The sequence below is a fragment of the Desulfitobacterium sp. THU1 genome (assembly GCF_038181555.1).
Lineage (GTDB): Bacteria > Bacillota > Desulfitobacteriia > Desulfitobacteriales > Desulfitobacteriaceae > Desulfitobacterium.
Genome location: NZ_JBBWUA010000010.1, coordinates 14,452 through 30,719 on the forward strand (window position 1 = coordinate 14,452; position 16,268 = coordinate 30,719).

The 16,268-nt window shown below is 44.9% G+C and carries 15 protein-coding genes and 1 riboswitch; of the genes, 13 read left to right on the forward strand and 2 right to left on the reverse strand.

Going from position 1 to position 16,268, the window contains the following annotated elements:
- Positions 1-33: 33 nt before the first annotated feature.
- Positions 34-211, reverse strand: a riboswitch (cobalamin riboswitch).
- A 162-nt stretch (positions 212-373) separates the two neighbouring features.
- The 9 genes from AAC978_RS09825 to AAC978_RS09865 all read left to right on the forward strand — a co-directional run bounded on the left by AAC978_RS09825 (position 374) and on the right by AAC978_RS09865 (position 10,431).
- Positions 374-1,723, forward strand: a complete 1,350-nt coding sequence (locus AAC978_RS09825) for an ATP-binding protein (protein ID WP_445900300.1) — start codon at positions 374-376, stop codon at positions 1,721-1,723.
- Positions 1,724-1,939: 216 nt separating this feature from the next.
- Positions 1,940-3,040 (forward strand): GerAB/ArcD/ProY family transporter, encoded by a 1,101-nt coding sequence (locus AAC978_RS09830; protein ID WP_341547862.1) that lies wholly within the window; start codon positions 1,940-1,942, stop codon positions 3,038-3,040.
- 2 nt (positions 3,041-3,042) lie between these two features.
- Positions 3,043-4,563: a spore germination protein gene (locus AAC978_RS09835; protein ID WP_341547863.1), complete on the forward strand. Its 1,521-nt coding sequence runs from the start codon at positions 3,043-3,045 to the stop codon at positions 4,561-4,563.
- Positions 4,564-4,584: 21 nt separating this feature from the next.
- Positions 4,585-5,739, forward strand: a complete 1,155-nt coding sequence (locus AAC978_RS09840) for a Ger(x)C family spore germination protein (RefSeq protein WP_341547864.1) — start codon at positions 4,585-4,587, stop codon at positions 5,737-5,739.
- 100 nt (positions 5,740-5,839) lie between these two features.
- Positions 5,840-6,949 (forward strand): ParM/StbA family protein, encoded by a 1,110-nt coding sequence (locus AAC978_RS09845; RefSeq protein WP_341547865.1) that lies wholly within the window; start codon positions 5,840-5,842, stop codon positions 6,947-6,949.
- On the forward strand, positions 6,946-7,623 hold the full coding sequence (locus AAC978_RS09850; protein ID WP_341547866.1) for a hypothetical protein: 678 nt from the start codon (positions 6,946-6,948) through the stop codon (positions 7,621-7,623). Before AAC978_RS09845 ends, AAC978_RS09850 begins: the two co-directional genes overlap by 4 nt.
- 130 nt (positions 7,624-7,753) lie before the next feature.
- Positions 7,754-8,125, forward strand: a complete 372-nt coding sequence (locus tag AAC978_RS09855) for a hypothetical protein (RefSeq protein WP_341547867.1) — start codon at positions 7,754-7,756, stop codon at positions 8,123-8,125.
- Positions 8,126-8,195: 70 nt separating this feature from the next.
- Entirely contained in the window at positions 8,196-9,521 is a 1,326-nt protein-coding gene (locus AAC978_RS09860; RefSeq protein WP_341547868.1) for a hemolysin family protein, read from the forward strand.
- Positions 9,522-9,573: 52 nt separating this feature from the next.
- On the forward strand, positions 9,574-10,431 hold the full coding sequence (locus tag AAC978_RS09865; protein WP_341547869.1) for a zinc metalloprotease HtpX: 858 nt from the start codon (positions 9,574-9,576) through the stop codon (positions 10,429-10,431).
- Positions 10,432-10,514: 83 nt separating this feature from the next.
- Here the strand turns inward: AAC978_RS09865 and AAC978_RS09870 are convergent, their stop codons facing one another.
- Together AAC978_RS09870 and AAC978_RS09875 are read right to left on the reverse strand one after the other, a co-directional pair.
- Positions 10,515-11,672 carry a UxaA family hydrolase gene (locus AAC978_RS09870; RefSeq protein ID WP_341547870.1) on the reverse strand — a complete coding sequence of 386 codons (1,158 nt, stop codon included), beginning with the start codon at positions 11,670-11,672 and terminating at the stop codon, positions 10,515-10,517.
- Positions 11,673-11,676: 4 nt separating this feature from the next.
- Positions 11,677-11,982: a UxaA family hydrolase gene (locus AAC978_RS09875; protein ID WP_341547871.1), complete on the reverse strand. Its 306-nt coding sequence runs from the start codon at positions 11,980-11,982 to the stop codon at positions 11,677-11,679.
- A 282-nt stretch (positions 11,983-12,264) separates the two neighbouring features.
- On the opposite strand from AAC978_RS09875, the gene AAC978_RS09880 reads away from it, so the two are divergent.
- The 4 genes from AAC978_RS09880 (at position 12,265) to AAC978_RS09895 (ending at position 16,249) form a co-directional block, all read left to right on the forward strand.
- A complete protein-coding gene (locus AAC978_RS09880; protein WP_341547872.1) occupies positions 12,265-12,963 on the forward strand; it encodes a DUF421 domain-containing protein in 699 nt (232 codons plus the stop codon).
- 36 nt (positions 12,964-12,999) lie between these two features.
- Complete coding sequence (locus AAC978_RS09885) at positions 13,000-13,389, forward strand: DUF4363 family protein (RefSeq protein WP_341547873.1); 390 nt, start codon at positions 13,000-13,002, stop codon at positions 13,387-13,389.
- A 346-nt stretch (positions 13,390-13,735) separates the two neighbouring features.
- The gene (locus AAC978_RS09890) at positions 13,736-14,695 is read left to right on the forward strand and encodes a hydrogenase small subunit (RefSeq protein WP_341547874.1); all 960 of its coding nucleotides are present in this window, start codon (positions 13,736-13,738) and stop codon (positions 14,693-14,695) included.
- Positions 14,696-16,249, forward strand: coding sequence for a nickel-dependent hydrogenase large subunit (locus AAC978_RS09895; RefSeq protein ID WP_341547875.1), 1,554 nt, complete (start codon positions 14,696-14,698; stop codon positions 16,247-16,249). It begins immediately after the preceding gene.
- The last annotated feature ends 19 nt before the right edge of the window (positions 16,250-16,268 follow it).

A 16,268-nucleotide genomic window follows, 5' to 3' on the forward strand; every position in this document is an offset into this window, starting at 1 on the left:
TTCGTCGCCGCTGCTTTCCAAATACCCCTGGAAAGGCTTTCCTCATTCTTGGCAGGTCTCCTGGCTTCGACTCAAGTGCCTTAAACCTCCTTCCCAGCAAGCGCCAGTGGAACTAGTCAAGGCTCATCGTTCACAGTGATGGGTGCGCACCGGAATTTCACCGGTTTCCCTATTCTCCCCAGTATGGGGCACCAAAGAATGGCTTCATCTTCACTTAGCTATAGATTACCAAAAGGAAAGTTTTTGTCAAGAGAAGATTTTGCTCTTTACTTCATGATTTTCAAGACTTATGATAATTTGCAAAGAGATAATAAGGATGTGCATCAAGGTGATCATAACAAAACTTGCCCGTGTAGCCCTTCTTATCGATGGCATGGTTATTTTTCACGGTCTAAAAGAAGATCCTGTCATCGCTTCACTTAAGTACCTTCTGCAAAAAGCAGCCTCTGCAGACTCTGATTTCACGGAAGTCTATCGCGAGTACCATCATTTATGCGCCTTAGCGATCCAGGTCCGTTGGCCGAATTATCTTTGGGAGCGCATTATCCGGGATGAAAATGAACTCACCCAACAGGTTATACATTATGGAGTGGAGCATGTCTCACCTGAGCTGCGAAAGTTGGCTGGACGTGATCTGCTCTGCTGGCGAGAGATTGCCCAGCTCACTGCTTCAGATATCAAGTCCGCAATACTTGCTCGGCTGGAAAACTTAGAGGCAGATTACCACGGTCTATGGCAAGAGGCTCCTTTGGCTCCACAGAGCTGGCCGACTTGGCCGAATGATGAGGATATGAAGGCAGGCGTTCAGGGGGGTGCCAAGGTAACGACGAATTCTGAAGAGAATTACGCGGAGCGTTATCTGCAAACTGCCCAAAGAAGGCTTCAAGATAGCCTTCGGGGCGGAAGTGCCGAGGCGATGGTTGAGGCTCTGCTTACTTATTATCGAGACATGGGTACGGGGTTGTTTAATCAAAGCATGGCCATTAAATGGCGTGGTGAAACAGGAAGACTCGAGGGGGTAAAAGCTGATCCCATGCGCAAGAGCCAGCTTATCAATCAGGAGCGCGAACAAGGGATTGTCTTAGAAAACACGGAATTTTTCTTAGATGGTTATCCCGCTAATAATGTGATTCTCTACGGCAATCGAGGTACGGGGAAATCCTCCTTGGTCAAAGCCCTACTTCAGGAATATTGTGAAAGGGGTCTGCGTTTAGTCGAATTATCAAAAACCGATTTACAGGATTATCCCAAAATCATTCGACTTTTAGGGAAGCAACCCCTCAAATTTATTGTCTTCATCGATGACCTTTCCTTCGAGGATACCGAATCGGATTACAAGAACTTGAAAACCCTGCTGGAGGGGGGCTTGGAAGGAAAGCCTGAAAATGTCCTTATCTATGCTACCTCGAACCGTCGTCATTTAGTCCGGGAAACCTTCGGCGAGCGGCAAGGAGATGAGGTGCATCGCCGGGATAACATGGAAGAAAAATTGTCCCTTTCCGATCGTTTTGGGATTACGGTAACCTTCCCAACCCCCGATCAAGCAGGCTATCTCAAGATTGTGACAGAGTTAGCGGCTCAGGAGGGACTGCTGATTCCTCAAGAAGATTTGCGGCAGCAGGCTTTACGCTGGGTCATGAATCATAATGCTCGCTCCGGGCGAACGGCCCGCCAGTTTGTGGATTTTCTAAGGGCAAAACAAGGTGCCATGTTGAAACAATGACGCTATCTAAAACAAAGAACAGAATGCTTAAAAAGATGATCGCTGATTTACAGGGATCATCTTTTTTTATATAACTGATTGCAATAAAGATCATAGTACTTCAACTATTTCTCACCTGGTCTTGCTACCTCATAATACTAAAACTACCAAATTAATGCATAAAATTGAGCAAGGTGCTTAAGCTAAGAACAGAAAATAGGATGATGAGAGTGAGAAATGATGAAATATCGGGTGTCCAATCGACAGGTCTTCTTTACCTTTGCCCTTACCATTGTTCTATCTCTTGGTATTCCAAATCTTATCTTACGCGAATTATCTCAAGATTTCTGGCAGCCCTTGTTGCTCGCTTTGCTTATCGAGGTATGCATCGCCTGGCTCCTCTATAAAATGGGACTTAAATACCCTGGGCTAACAATGTTTGAATACAACGAAAAGATCCTCGGCAAGTACTTAGGGAAGATAGGCACTTTTGTCTTTAGCGCTTTTTTTATTGTCGTGGTCATGGTGCTTGTTCAGATATCAGTTGAGTTTTATATTTCCATGATTATGCCAGATACTCCCGGATATGTCTTTATATTTTTTATTCTCTTGGTTAGTACGTACGCAGTTTGCTCAGGTATTGAGGTCATCATGAGTATGTCGGAGGTCATCTGCTTATTCGTAATATCCTCCTATCTCTTTATCATTTTCTTCAATGTTAAATTGTTTAATATTGATAATATGGAGCCGATGTTCCAGCATACCCCACTGGAAATAGTTAGAGGGGCCGTTCTACCGATTTCATGGCTCGGGGTCTGTCTCGTGATGGGCGTCCTCATGGCTTATCACAATAACCCAAAGGACATGTTTAAGATGAAGATGGGCGGGGTCCTGACCGGGGCAACAGTGCTGACGGCTGTTATCTTTACGATTATAGCGGTACTAGGGGTAGAGGTAGGTTCCAGACAAGTATACTCGATTCTGATTCTGGCCCAGATGGTCTCCGTAGGCGATTTCATTGAGCGAATGGAGGCTTTTCAAGTCGTATCCTGGATGGCGGGTTCCTTTTTCAGCATTGCCCTGTTTCACTATGCGGGAGCAGAGGGATTACGACAGCTTTTTGCAAAAAAGTTACGCAATGGATCAAGTCATGTGATCGCAATCTTTATTTTTTTTGTTTCCGTTTTTTTGTTGCCGACCATTCAAGACAAGACGTATTTTCTAATAAATATATTTACAAAATATGCTTTATGGGTAGAAGTTGGCGGAGTCGTAAGTCTCTTTGGAGTGTTTATGGTAAAAGAGAGATTTAAGAAATCTCTTAAGAAGAGGAAATAGCTATGAGTAATGACAAGTCGGTGCAAATTTCAGAGAGCCTTGAGGAGATTGAATGTCAGATACGCAGTAAATTTGGGAATAGTGCCGATCTGACTTTTCGTGAGTTCGGTTTAGGTCCCACTAATCAGGGCCTACTGGTCTTTATCGCGGGACTTGCCGGACATGAATATATTAGCATGTCGATACTTAAGCCCCTCATGGAGTTTGCATCTCTTCGAGCAGGTGATATTCCCCTCCAATCGCTCCTGGATGTGCTCCATAGGCAGGTATTGAGCAATAGCCAAATCGTAATGGTAAATACCTATGCTGAGGTGACTAAAGGGCTGTTGGTAGGGAAGACGGCCCTCTTCCTGGAACAGGCTGAGTCTGCCTTACTACTGGATACATTCGGCGGTAAGACGCGCAGTGTTGATCAACCAGAAACGGAGGTTACCGTACGCGGTCCACGGGAAGGCTTCATCGAGAACCTTGGTACAAATACCTCCTTACTGCGCAGGAAAATAAGTGATGAAAATTTACGTATTGAGTCCATGGTTTTAGGACAACGAACGAATACACAGATCAATCTAGCTTACATAGAGGGTTTGGCGAATCCCAAGCTTGTTGTGGAATTAAAAAACCGCCTTAAGTCCATTGATATTGATGCAATATTGGAAAGTGGTTATATCGAGCAATTGATCGAGGATACTCCCCAGTCCATCTTCCCGACTGTGGGCTCTACCGAGAAACCGGATAAGCTGGCGGCCAAACTTTTGGAAGGGCGGGTGGGGGTATTAGTGGATGGGACACCCTTTGTCTTGACGGTGCCCTATCTTTTTGTGGAGGCCTTCCAGAACCCTGAGGATTATTATGCCCGTCCCTATTACACCTCGATCATTCGTTTGATTCGCTCCCTGTGTTTTTACTTCTCAACGATGCTCCCAGCCTTTTATGTAGCGATCCAATCCTTTCATCAGGAGATGCTACCCACGAGCTTATTGATTAACATGAGCGCCGGGCGCGAGGGGATCCCTTTCCCGGTCATTGTCGAAGCCTTATTGATGGGCCTTATGTATGAGATCCTTCGGGAGGCTGGGGTGAGGATGCCTCGCACTGTGGGTCAGGCAGTCAGTATTGTGGGGGCCTTGGTTCTTGGTGAGGCTGCAGTTCAGGCCGGTATTGTTAGCCAGGCCATGGTCATCGTCGTGTCCCTAACAGCTATTTCTGGTTTTTTGATTCCGCCACTCACTAGTTCCATGTCACTTTTGCGTCTGTATTTTTTAATTGCTACCGGATTTTTAGGCATGTTCGGTTGGTTGATCTCTATATTAGCGCTCTTTATTCATATGGCGAATATTCGTTCCTTTGGGGTTATTTATCTGTCTCCCCTTATACCATCCAATGTCGGTGATTTAAAGGACAGTATGGTGCGATTACCACTCTGGTCAATGATCTCCCGTCCATCATTATTGGGGGGCACTAGGCGACAAGGTAAAAAAGGTATGATGCAGAGATTAGCAAAGTTAAAAGGAAATAAAAATTAAAGACTTTAGGGAGTTAAGAATATGGACATTTCAAGCCTGAAAAGATGGTTAAGCTTGATTTCTTGCGTGCTTTCTTTGCTTCTTCTCACGGGATGCTGGAGTCACCGGGAGCTCAATGCAATGGGGATTGTTAGTGGGGTAGGTGTGGACCTAACCGAGAATGGTCAGATCCAGCTGACGGCTCAGGTTATCACTCCAACAGGCGCCAAAGCCAAGGGTCAAGAAGGAGGAAAGGAATCAGTCCGCGTGCTGACCAGTGTAGGGGATACTTTCTTTGATGCTCTTCGCGGTTTTATGAATAAATCCGGAGATAGGCTTTTCTATCCCCATACTCAGGTCATCGTCTTTGGCGAGGATATGGCCAGAGCAGGCCTTGGCCCCGTATTGGATTTTATGCAGCGAGATCCGGAAATTCGTATGTTGACTTGGCTTTTAGTGGCGGAGGGAAAGGCTGAGGATGTCATTCGGGGCAAATCAAGGGAGGATAGCATTTCGGCCATGCATATGAGCCGTTTAGTTGATGATTATAAGTCGGCTTCCCAGAGCATTCCTGTAAATCTATTGGATTTTATAAATATGATCTATGTGGATGGCTATGAGCCTACTCTAGGTAAGGTCAAATACTATGAGGAAAAGGGAGAACCGACTTTTAATGTGGAAGGGGGCGCCGTCTTTAAAGGAGATAAGCTCATCGGTTGGTTGGATGGGAAGGAGGCCCGCAGCTATCTTTGGGCTATGGATCAAGTCAAAGGGGGTATTATCACTTATATCCCAGATGAAAATAGCCTCGAAGATAGGATATCTTTTGAGATTATCCGAACCAAGGCTAAGGTGAAACCCATTCTGGAGGAGGATGGAACCTTGCGTGTAGTGGTGGAAGTAGAGGCGCAATGCAACCTTGGGGAGCTCATGAATCATGGAGAAATAAAATCGACGGATGAATTCCAGAAATTAGAGCAGATTTTAACTCAATGTATAATCAATGAAACCAAAGTCATTGTCGATAAATCCCAAAAGGAATTTAAATCAGATATCTTAGCCTTTGGTCTGGCAGTTAAACGTAATTATCCTCTGTATTGGAACGAGCATAAGACGGAATGGGACACTATTTTTCCTGAGCTCGACGTAGAAATTCTCGCCCACGCCCAAATCAACTCCCGTGGTTCTATACGTTAGGAACATAGAGATAGGGGATGGACTCCAAGTAAATTGTGGTATACAATTGAAAATAGTAGATATATCAAGGAAAACTAAGAATTTGCAAGGAGGAACACCTGTGTTTGAAAATGATATTCTTGTAGCCGGGGGGGATCCTGGATTTGGCGCCATTAAGTTGGACGCAGGGGACACCAAAGTATTATTTCCCGCGGTCATCTGTAAAGGCAATGAAAGAATCTTTTCGACTTTAGGCAATGTGAATGTGGGCAGAGGATCCGATGAAGAAATGCAGATTGCCTCCTTGGATGTCATAGTCACCAATCATTCCACTGGAGTATCCCGCCATTATTTCATGGGGAGCTTGGCCGAAAGCCTAAATCCCAATGAAGCGCATTATTGTTGGGATGAAGATAAATCCACAGATGAAGAGGCTACTGCTTTGTTGGTGGTGGCTTTAGCTATCGCTCAGAAACAGCCCAAGGCCAATATTTATTTGGGAACAGGGGTTCCGGTGAAGTATTACGCAGCCTTGAGGGATAAATATGAAGCAGAGCTTAAAGGAACCTGGTCGGTTGCTTTTCGATCCGGTCCTTTTAAAGGTCAGACTCGCCAGATGACCATTATTCGCTCTCGTGTTCTTCCCCAAAGCTATGGTGTTTTCATCAAAGAAACTCTCAATGAATATGGAATCCCTATTAGTCCCAAGCTTTTTAATGGTTATGTAGTCGTCATCGACCCCGGCTTTAGAACCACCGATGTGGCCACCTTCTATGACGGATTGATGCTAGACCCACCCAATTCCTTTAGCCTTGAAAAGGGCTTAAAATGGGCCTATACAGGCGTCGCCGAGAAATTAAAGGAAATGACCGCAAATCATGAAAACCCTATCGAAACTGATGATAAAGAATTAGATAAAATTTTCCGAGTCAATAAGGGTATGTATCCTTGGAATACCGGTGCCATTAATCTTAATCCTGTCATGGATGAGATGCTCAAGCAGTTGGGTACGGATATTTCTCGGGAGATCAAAAAATCTCTGAAGCCGATGATGGGCAAGATCCATACGGTCCTAGTAGCCGGCAAGGTGGGGGAAATGATTTTTGATCATTTACAATTTGAGAATAAGGTACTGATTGATAATCCTCAGTTTGGCAATGCCACGGGCTTTAGAATTATGGCCGCCAATCTGGTCAATAACCTGACGAAAAAGGTCAATGAGAATCCATGAGTAAACTCATCTCCTTAACCCTTGATTTGGGGAGAGAGGAAAAAGATGAAGGCCTGTGGGAACTTCTAAGAGGGCTTTCCGAAGAGCAGAGGGTAGATGTTATTAAAACAGCCCTAGATATGTACATGGCGACATTTGTTCAAAAGAGTAAAACTCAAAACAGTTGGTCTCTAGAGGATTTATTTGTGGCCACCACTTTAGGAGCTGCTCCGGAATCCTCTCCAGAATCATCCCTAGAGTCCTCTCTAGTGTTTTCACCAGAGTTTTCACCAGAGTCTTCTCTAAAAAGCAAGGCAGCAACCGGCGAGAACGCAGTTGAGCGTCAAGCAAGTGAAAAAGCTGAATCCGTGAGCCCCTTGAGTCAGCTTTTTGAACTTATTGGGGAGGAAAATGATCAGGACGTGCTTGAGTTCTTTCGTACTCCATCTGGGGCCACTTCTACTCAGCCTTCCGATAGCGGAGAAGTAAGCTCCCCAGATGATGAGGAAGCTCAGGTTAGGAAATCAGAAATGGCGACGGTAGATAAGGTGAAAGACTCCATGGTTGCATTTGCTACTCCTAGAGATGATCAAGGTAATAACAATAAGGGATTGGATTATATTCTTAATCAGGTGATTGGGAGAGAAGAAGATCCAGAGGTCCTCAGCTTTTTTAGAGGTCAAGCGCCTTCTTAACTTGCGAAATCTTAGCTGAGTGGCAACAAATTTATTCGTGAAAAGTTCTCTCTTGACGATAGGGATATCTATACTCTATAGTATATATTAAGAAGAAAATAAAGAGAGTGGATATTGAGGAGAGACCATAGTGGAAGACGACCCGTTACCTGCGCCTACTATAAATTACTGTGCTATTTTAGAGAGAATGGAACAACGCAAGTTGAAGAAGTGCGTTGCTATTATCGTCTGCATATTTTTAGGCTTAGCCTTATTGCTGTGCCCCTCCGTGGTTTTCGAAGAATCACACTCTGGAATGTGGATTTTAAAATTAAATACGAGCATTAATCAGGCGCCAAGAGCTTTTTTCTTCGGCGCCTTAGCTGTTTTACCTCAAGAGGTTATTTTGGATAATGTACCCTTATCACCTATGTTGCAGATTGATCGCGGAGCAATTGAAGGACTTGCCCAAAATCTGAAATACTGGTTAGTCATGGTTTGGTTTGGGTCTACTTATGTCTAAGTGATTAGAGAAATGTATAGAATAAAAGGAGGAGAATCTAATCGACAGTATATTTTGGAGCATTGCAAAAGTGGTTGCAGCTTTGTTCCTAGTCGCTTTAAATGCATTCTTTGTGGCAGCTGAATTTTCTTTGGTCAAAGTGAGGAAAACCCGACTTGCCGAGCTCTCCGAAACAGGGTCGAAGAAGGCTTCGGCTGCTCTTGAAGTAACTTCTCAGCTGGATGCCTATCTTTCGGCAAGCCAGCTAGGTATAACTTTGGCATCCTTAGGGCTGGGCTGGTTAGGAGAACCGGCCATTGCGACCTTGCTAGCGCCGCTCTTTGCCAACCTAGTGGAGTGGGATGGAGTTCTAACTCACACTGTTTCGGTGGTTATTGCTTTTCTCTTGATTACGTTCTTGCATATTGTTTTAGGGGAGTTAGTTCCTAAATCCATTGCCATTCAAAGAGCAGAAGACACGGCATTGTGGACCGCTGGCCCCCTAAAGACTTTCTACAAGTTCTTTTACCCAGTGATTCGTTCTCTTAATGGACTTGCCAATATGATTCTTAGGCGCTGGGGTATATCTCCTGCCAATGAATCGGACCTTGCTCATACTGAGGAAGAACTACGGATGCTTGTGGATGCCAGTCAACGTCATGGAATTTTGGATACGATGGAAGGAAAACTTTTGGATAATGTCTTCGAGTTTTCGGACCGTGTGGTCAGTGAGGTTATGGTTCCTCGACAAGATATGGTGTGCCTCTACATCCAAGATTCTTTGGAGGAAGTCATGGAAACAGTAAAGACATCGGGGCACACGCGCTACCCCCTATGTGATGATGATAAGGATAATGTTATCGGTTTAGTTCATATGCTGGATTTGCTTTGTCTCCCTGAAGAACCGGCAACGAAGAATATTGTTAACTTGAAGCGAGATATACTCATTGTGCCGGAAGGAATGCCGATTTCGCATTTAGTACAAAAAATGCGCGCCCAGAGAACCCATCTTGCAGTAGTAGTCGACGAGTTCGGGGGTACTGCCGGAATGGTGACCATCGAGGACCTTATCGAGGAATTGGTGGGAGAGATCTATGATGAATTTGAGAGTAAAGATCAAGCGGATATCATCAAGAGTTCAGAGGGAGAATATCTAATTAACGGGCGGGTCTTGCTTGATGAGCTCGTTGATTTACTGGGAATTGAATTTGAAGATGAGACCGTCTCTACCTTAGGTGGTTTTGTTTTCAATCGCTTAGGTCGTAAACCGGTCAAAGGCGACCGGATTGATTTTCAGAACTATAGCTTTTCGGTAATTGAAGTCGTTGGTTTTAGAATTACCCGGGTGAAAGTGACTAGCAAGCCTGCTGAGAACTCTTTGCCTGCACCTGTAGATACACTAGAGGATATGGCATAATAAGCGCTTAACCTAGCCTGTAATGCTGACATAATTGAAAGGGGATGTTTTGATGAGTGGATTCGGAAATCAGTTGAAAACTGTTCTTCTGATGAGTTTATTAACTGTACTTGTGATTTTAGCCGGAGGTGCACTAGGTGGCCGGGGCGGTATGCAAATGGCTTTCTTATTTGCCCTGGTTATGAATTTTGGTAGCTATTGGTTTAGCGACAAGATGGCTCTAGCTATGACTAAAGCTGTTCCGCTTAGCCGTGAACAAAGCCCAGAGCTCTACGACATGGTGGAAAATCTTGCTGATAATGCCGGACTACCCATGCCAAGGCTCTATATGACTCCTTCACCACAGCCCAATGCCTTTGCTACGGGAAGGAATCCTAATCACGCGGCCATTGCCGTGACCCAAGGCTTGATGCAAATCCTGAATCGTGAAGAGCTGGAAGGTGTATTAGCCCATGAAATGGCTCATATCAAGAATCGGGATATCCTCATCAGCACCCTTGCGGCAGTCTTAGCCGGTGTATTGACTATGCTTGCCAATTGGGCTCAGTGGGCATTGATGTTTGGAGGCCTAGGTGGGGATGATGACGAGGGCGGTTCTAGTCTGGCGGCCCTGCCAATGATTATTCTGGGGCCAATCGCTGCCATGCTGGTTCAAATGGGGATTTCCCGTTCTCGAGAGTATCTTGCTGATTCTACCGGTTCGGAGATTGCCGGTAACTCATATGGCTTAGCTAATGCTCTGCAAAAGCTGGAACGGAGCGCGCAAGCCATTCCCATGAATGTTAACCCTTCAGCAAGTCATATGTTTATTGTTAACCCTTTGAAGGCCAAGCGAGTGGCGAATTTATTTAGTACGCACCCACCGATCGAAGAGCGGGTAAAACGTCTCTATGATATGGAACGCAGGTAACCTAATGCAAAGAGGGCCGAGGCTGCATCACAACAGCCTCGGCCCTACTGTTTATTCTTATCATACATCCGCGCCGCTCAGTTTTAAAAGGTTGCGCCGATGCGATAAATCCCGAATTCTTGATGCCCTAAACTTTCGGACTTGGTCAGTTTCCCGTTGGCGACTTCGATAATCTCCTCAAAGATACGTTGTCCAGCTTGCTCGATAGTTTCCTCACCGGAAATTATGGCGGAAAGATCAAGATCTATATTATCCTCCATATTTTTAAAGGTCTGTCCATTGCCAGTGACTTTAATGACCGGGGCAATGGGTGTACCTGTAGGTGTGCCACGTCCTGTGGTGAAGACTATGATCTGGACACCTCCTGCCAGCATTCCCGTATTAGACTCGACGTCTTGCCCGGGTGTATCCATAACATAAAGGCCTTTTCCTTGAGGAGCTTCGCCATAGGACAAAATATCTTGGATGGTGGAGTGGCCTGCTTTATAGATACAGCCTAAGGATTTTTCCTCGATGGAGCTTATTCCTCCAGCAATATTTCCAGGAGTGGGCTGGCTGCCTCTCAAATCGACATGTTGCTGTTTTGCTCGATCCTCTGTTGCTTTGACAATCTCCATGAGTTTTTTGGCAACCTCGGGTGATTTGGCACGTTTAGCAAGAACATGCTCTGCACCGATAAATTCAGTAGTTTCGGAAAGCATGGCAGTCCCACCGGCTTTCACGAGAAGATCGGAGGCAGTTCCTGCTGCAGGATTTGAGGCTAAACCGGATGTGAAGTCTGACCCCCCACATTCTACGCCTAAAGAAAGCTCGGTTATCGAGGCCTCTACGGGCTTGATTAAAGAAATCTGGCGAGCCATTTGGCTAGCAATTTGTACACCCAAAGCAGTAGTTTTAAGAGTGCCGCCATTTTCTTGAATGACAATGGCTTGTACAGGCTTCCCTGATGTGGAAATTTCAGCGGCCGTTTCTTGGATGGGAATTCCCTCGCAGCCTAAGCCCACAACGAGCACTGCCGCCACATTGGGGTTTTTTCCGATCCCGATCAATGTACGCAGGGTTTGCTCGTAATCTGTACCTACCTGACAGCATCCGTGTTGATTAGGAACGGCAACAGCCCCAGGAACTTGGGCAGCTATATTAAAGGCCACGGTGGTTGCACACACTGAAGTGGGAAGGATGAGCAGGTGGTTGCGGATTCCCAATTGTCCATCTGGACGACGATAGCCTAAGATGTTCATGTTTTTATTCCTCCTTGCCCTGCTCTAAATCGCCCCGACCGCGTTTGGATTCGAGGTTATGCACATGAACGTGCTGGCCGGGTTGGATATCTATCGTAGCAACCCCAATGCTCTCTGCATATTTCAGTACATCTTCATTTTTAGCGATGGTACGAATAGCGACTTTATGCCCTAAAGGGATATCTTGTCTGAGTACTACTTGCTCTTCGCTACCCCCTAGAAAGAAGGAAATGGTTGTTCCAGCGGTAAAATGATCGACACAGGTAGCCACATTATCCAGTTCGTGAATGACAACGGCTTGTTTTCTCATAGTTATCCTCCATTCAAAGTAAACGATCTATAGTATAACAATGCTTATTATAGCATAAGATTTGCCTTGTTGTGTTAATACAGATTACCAAAGTTGAGTCTGCTTTAGGGTAGATATCTTCCCAGCAAGGAAATGAATAGTTGCGCATAATAAACACTGATTTAAGAAATAATATAACCATTCGTGTCTTGATACCCTCGCGCTTCAGAGAAAAGTCACGATTAGAGATTAACGACATTTTGACTGAAATAATATACCTGAAAGGAGTTGCCACATGGAGCGATGCTGATTATTGCCATAAGAACCTTTATTCTTTATATGATTGTCATTATGGCCTTACGCCTCATGGGAAAACGAGAAATTGGTCAATTGCAACCCTTTGAGTTAGTCGTTATTCTTATGATATCGGATATGGCGGCTATCCCTAGTGAGGATATTGGGATTCCTCTTATCTCCGGAATTATACCCATTATGGTTTTGGTGTTGATGAGTGTTGCCTTGTCTTATCTGGAGTTAAAGAGTGAGCGCGCTCGTGATATCTTGAATGGGACACCCTCGATACTAATCGAACGTGGTCGAATAGTTGAGCATGAATTGGTGCGCAATCGACTGCCCTTAACAGATTTGATCGAGGAGCTAAGAATGCGGAGCATACCGAATATCGCGGATGTAGAATTTGCAATTCTGGAGACAAATGGGCAAATCAGTGTTATGCCTAAAGCAAACAAACGTCCCGTGACGCCGGATGACTTGAAGCTCCAACCAGAATATGAGGGATTACCGGTCGTATTTATCATGGATGGCCTCTTGAATAAACGAGCCTTTGCTTTATCCGGTAAAGATCAAGCCTGGCTGGATCAAGAACTCCGGAAGCGTCATTTGAAGGGAATTGAAGAGGTCTTGTTTGCAAGCCTTGATTCGTCAGGACAATTATATCTTCAAGAGAAACATCGCAGGCGTAGAAAGAGCTCCGGTAAGTGAGCTTACATAAAATACTTTGCCGGCTAGAGAGGAGAGATGATCGTGCTGAGAACCTATCTTACAGTTGGCATAATTATCCTGATGCTTGGCTTGGGAAGCTATTGGCACAACCAATACATTAATTCCTCCACATTCTCTTTAGAAGGGATGCTCATTGCGGTGGAAGACCTTATCCAGTCTAGACATTGGGATAAAGCTAATCAGCAAATGGATCAGCTAAAAAAAGAGTGGGATGAAACAAAAAAACTATGGAGTATTCTGCTCGATCACCAAGAAATCGATAATATAGACCTAAGCTTGAAACGTGCTGAAAAATACATCTTGGAAAATGAAGCAGCTCTAAGCCTAGGGGAGGTTGCGGCCTTACGTTTATTATTCAATCACATTGCCGATACCGAGACGATTACTTTCCAGAATATTCTTTAACACGCTGAAATCGGGACTCTCCTTGTCAAGACACAGAAGAGATTCCTGATTTTTTGCAATTTGCCCTTTGATTAACAATAATAAATATGAGATGCTGCCATATAGAAAACTTATAGTTATAATTAAAAAGAATTATTGAGATTTATTATAGAAATGTCTAGATGTGGAATAAAAATGGGTGTATGATTAAGAAAACACAATTGAAAAAAGATTCACATAATTATTTTTCTAATTTACTTAATACTTTTATCTACTCTTATTTAAACACATGTGTTTTAGTATCATATTTCACATTTTAATATCTCATCGTACTATAATTTTTAAATTCTTAAAAATATTTAACGAGGTGAGGATTGTGAAACGAGAGGGTAACCCGGCTGAAAGTGGATATCAACTTCTCGAAAGAAAAGGGATATCCAGAAGAGACTTTCTGAAAATGTGCACAATCACATGCACAGCACTTGGACTTGATTTAGGTCTGGCGCCCCAGATTGCGGAGGCAGCAGCAGCAAACCTGTCCAAGAAACCTTTAATTTGGATGCAGGGACAAGGATGTACAGGGTGTAGTGAATCATTATTAGCTTCCCTTGATCCGAGTCCGGACCAAATTATACTTGATCTCCTTTCCGTACGCTACCATCCTACTTTAATGGCAGCCTCCGGAGAGCAAGCAGTTCAAAGCATGGAGGAATGTATCGCCAAAGGAAAATACATACTGGTTCTTGAGGGATCAATTCCAACGGCCGATCCCCGCTATTGCATGGTGGAAGGTAAATCCTTTATTGACCAATTTAAGAAGGCTGCTGCTAAGGCTGAAGCTGTGATTGCTGTAGGTTCGTGTGCTTGCTTTGGCGGCATCCCACGGGCAGGCTTCACGGGTGCAGTGGGGGCGCAAGATGTGCTTAGTGGGGTTAAGATTGTAAATCTACCGAGTTGCCCGGTTAAGCCGGATCGTTTAGTCAGCGTAATTCTGTACTATTTGAGCGAAAATGCTCTACCCCTACTGGATGAACTTAAGCGGCCAGTAGCCTATTATCGCTATACCTTACATGATAGTTGTGATCGCCGGTTGCACTTTGAAAAGGATGAATTCCTAGAGGATTGGAATGACGCCGAGACAACAGACTATTGCCTCTACCATAAGGGGTGTAAAGGACAAGATACTTACACCACTTGCGCCGCTTCATGGTGGAATGATGGAGTGAGCTATTGTGGTCATGCAGGGTCACCCTGTGCCGGTTGTAGTGAGCCTGAGTACTATGATGGATTTGCGCCCCTATTTGTGAATCCTAAGGAGGAGAAGTAGATGGCTAAGAGAATCGTAGTAGATCCTGTAACAAGAATCGAGGGCCACTTAAGGATTGAAGTGGAAATTGATAAAGGTGTCGTTACGAAAGCCTGGGCCCAAGGGACCATGTATCGAGGTATTGAAGACATCCTTCGTGGCAGAGATCCCCGTGATGCAGTATATATTACGGAACGAGTCTGTGGGGTATGTGTGGCATCCCATGGCTGGACGTCGGCGATGGCAGTTGAAGATGCTCATGGGGCAATCGTTCCTCGGGCAGCTCAGCTCGTTCGCAATTTGCTGACCGGTGCTTTATGGCTGCATGATCATCCCTTGCATTTCTACCATCTTTCCGCTTTGGATTATCTGGATGTGCTAGCGATTGATCATTATAAAGGAAATGATAAAGAGCTATTGGCTGTTAAGAATAAAATTACGTCTTTAGTCAAAGCGGGAGATACTGCTCCCCTGACGCCGAGATATCAACCTGATGGTTATTCTATACGCGATCCGGAAATCGTCACTACCGCTCTTGCTCATTATCTAGAAGCTTTAAAGGTTCAGGCTAAAGCAAAAAAAATGTCTGCCATTTTGGGAGGGAAGCAACCCCATCAATCCAGTATCGTTGTAGGTGGGGTGACAATCTACCCTAAGAAAGAGCAGCTAGATAATTTTAAGACGATATTAAATGAGGTTGTAGCGTTTGTTGAAACTGCCTATGTCCCTGATGTGGTTAATATTTGTACAGGTCCACTGGGTCAGTTAGGAAGGGCCGGAGTCGGTGCCGGGCCTGGGAGTTATCTAGCTTATGGTGGTTTTCCGATGGATGATCTCGGTAAGGATAAGTTATTTAAAGGTGGCTTTGTCAGCAGCAAGTCACCGGGTGTTGTCCAAGAACTGGATATCAGTAAGATCACTGAAGCGGTAGCGAGTTCTTGGTACAGTGATGCAGAACCGGCTAATCCTTGGGAAGAGAATTCGGAGATCGATCTTGATAAAAAAGGCGCTTATACCTTCGTGAAATCTCCCCGCTATCATGGCGAAGTTTCCGAAGTAGGACCGCTGGCCCGCATGATGGTAATGCAACATCCACCCTTGCTCAACATCATGAGTAAGTACGGGATTAAACCTGGGTCGGTGGCTCGTCACCTTGCACGGGCACAGGAAACGCTGCTTATAACTGAGGCCATGTATCGTTGGCTTGAAGAATTAGAGCAATTACTTAGCAGCAAAACGATCCGTCCGGCTATTCACGACCATGAGCACTGGGATTCACCGAAGCAGGGCCAAGGGGTGGGGCTTAATGAAGCTCCGCGCGGTGCCTTGGGACATTGGATAAACATTGATAACCATGTTATCAGCAATTATCAACTCGTTGTTCCCACAACGTGGAATGTATCCCCGCGTGATGATTATGGTTTAGCTGGACCCATTGAACAGGCGCTGATCGGAGTTGCGGCGGATCCGGATAATCCGGTGAACGTTGTTCGAGTGATTCGTTCCTTTGATCCTTGTATGGCCTGCGCAGTACACCTTATTGATGCCGACGGGGTGAGAATGTTCAAAATTTGAAGGAAGTCTCATTCAATAC

Coding starts and splice junctions, on each gene's coding strand:
- AAC978_RS09850 (WP_341547866.1), top strand. CDS start 6,946: ATGAGTAAACTCATCTCCTTAACCCTTGATTTGGGGAGAGAGGAAAAA.
- AAC978_RS09840 (WP_341547864.1), top strand. CDS start 4,585: ATGGACATTTCAAGCCTGAAAAGATGGTTAAGCTTGATTTCTTGCGTG.
- AAC978_RS09825 (WP_445900300.1), top strand. CDS start 374: ATGGTTATTTTTCACGGTCTAAAAGAAGATCCTGTCATCGCTTCACTT.
- AAC978_RS09830 (WP_341547862.1), top strand. CDS start 1,940: ATGATGAAATATCGGGTGTCCAATCGACAGGTCTTCTTTACCTTTGCC.
- AAC978_RS09875 (WP_341547871.1), bottom strand. CDS start 11,982: ATGAGAAAACAAGCCGTTGTCATTCACGAACTGGATAATGTGGCTACC.
- AAC978_RS09880 (WP_341547872.1), top strand. CDS start 12,265: ATGCTGATTATTGCCATAAGAACCTTTATTCTTTATATGATTGTCATT.
- AAC978_RS09870 (WP_341547870.1), bottom strand. CDS start 11,672: ATGAACATCTTAGGCTATCGTCGTCCAGATGGACAATTGGGAATCCGC.
- AAC978_RS09835 (WP_341547863.1), top strand. CDS start 3,043: ATGAGTAATGACAAGTCGGTGCAAATTTCAGAGAGCCTTGAGGAGATT.
- AAC978_RS09895 (WP_341547875.1), top strand. CDS start 14,696: ATGGCTAAGAGAATCGTAGTAGATCCTGTAACAAGAATCGAGGGCCAC.
- AAC978_RS09885 (WP_341547873.1), top strand. CDS start 13,000: ATGATCGTGCTGAGAACCTATCTTACAGTTGGCATAATTATCCTGATG.
- AAC978_RS09865 (WP_341547869.1), top strand. CDS start 9,574: ATGAGTGGATTCGGAAATCAGTTGAAAACTGTTCTTCTGATGAGTTTA.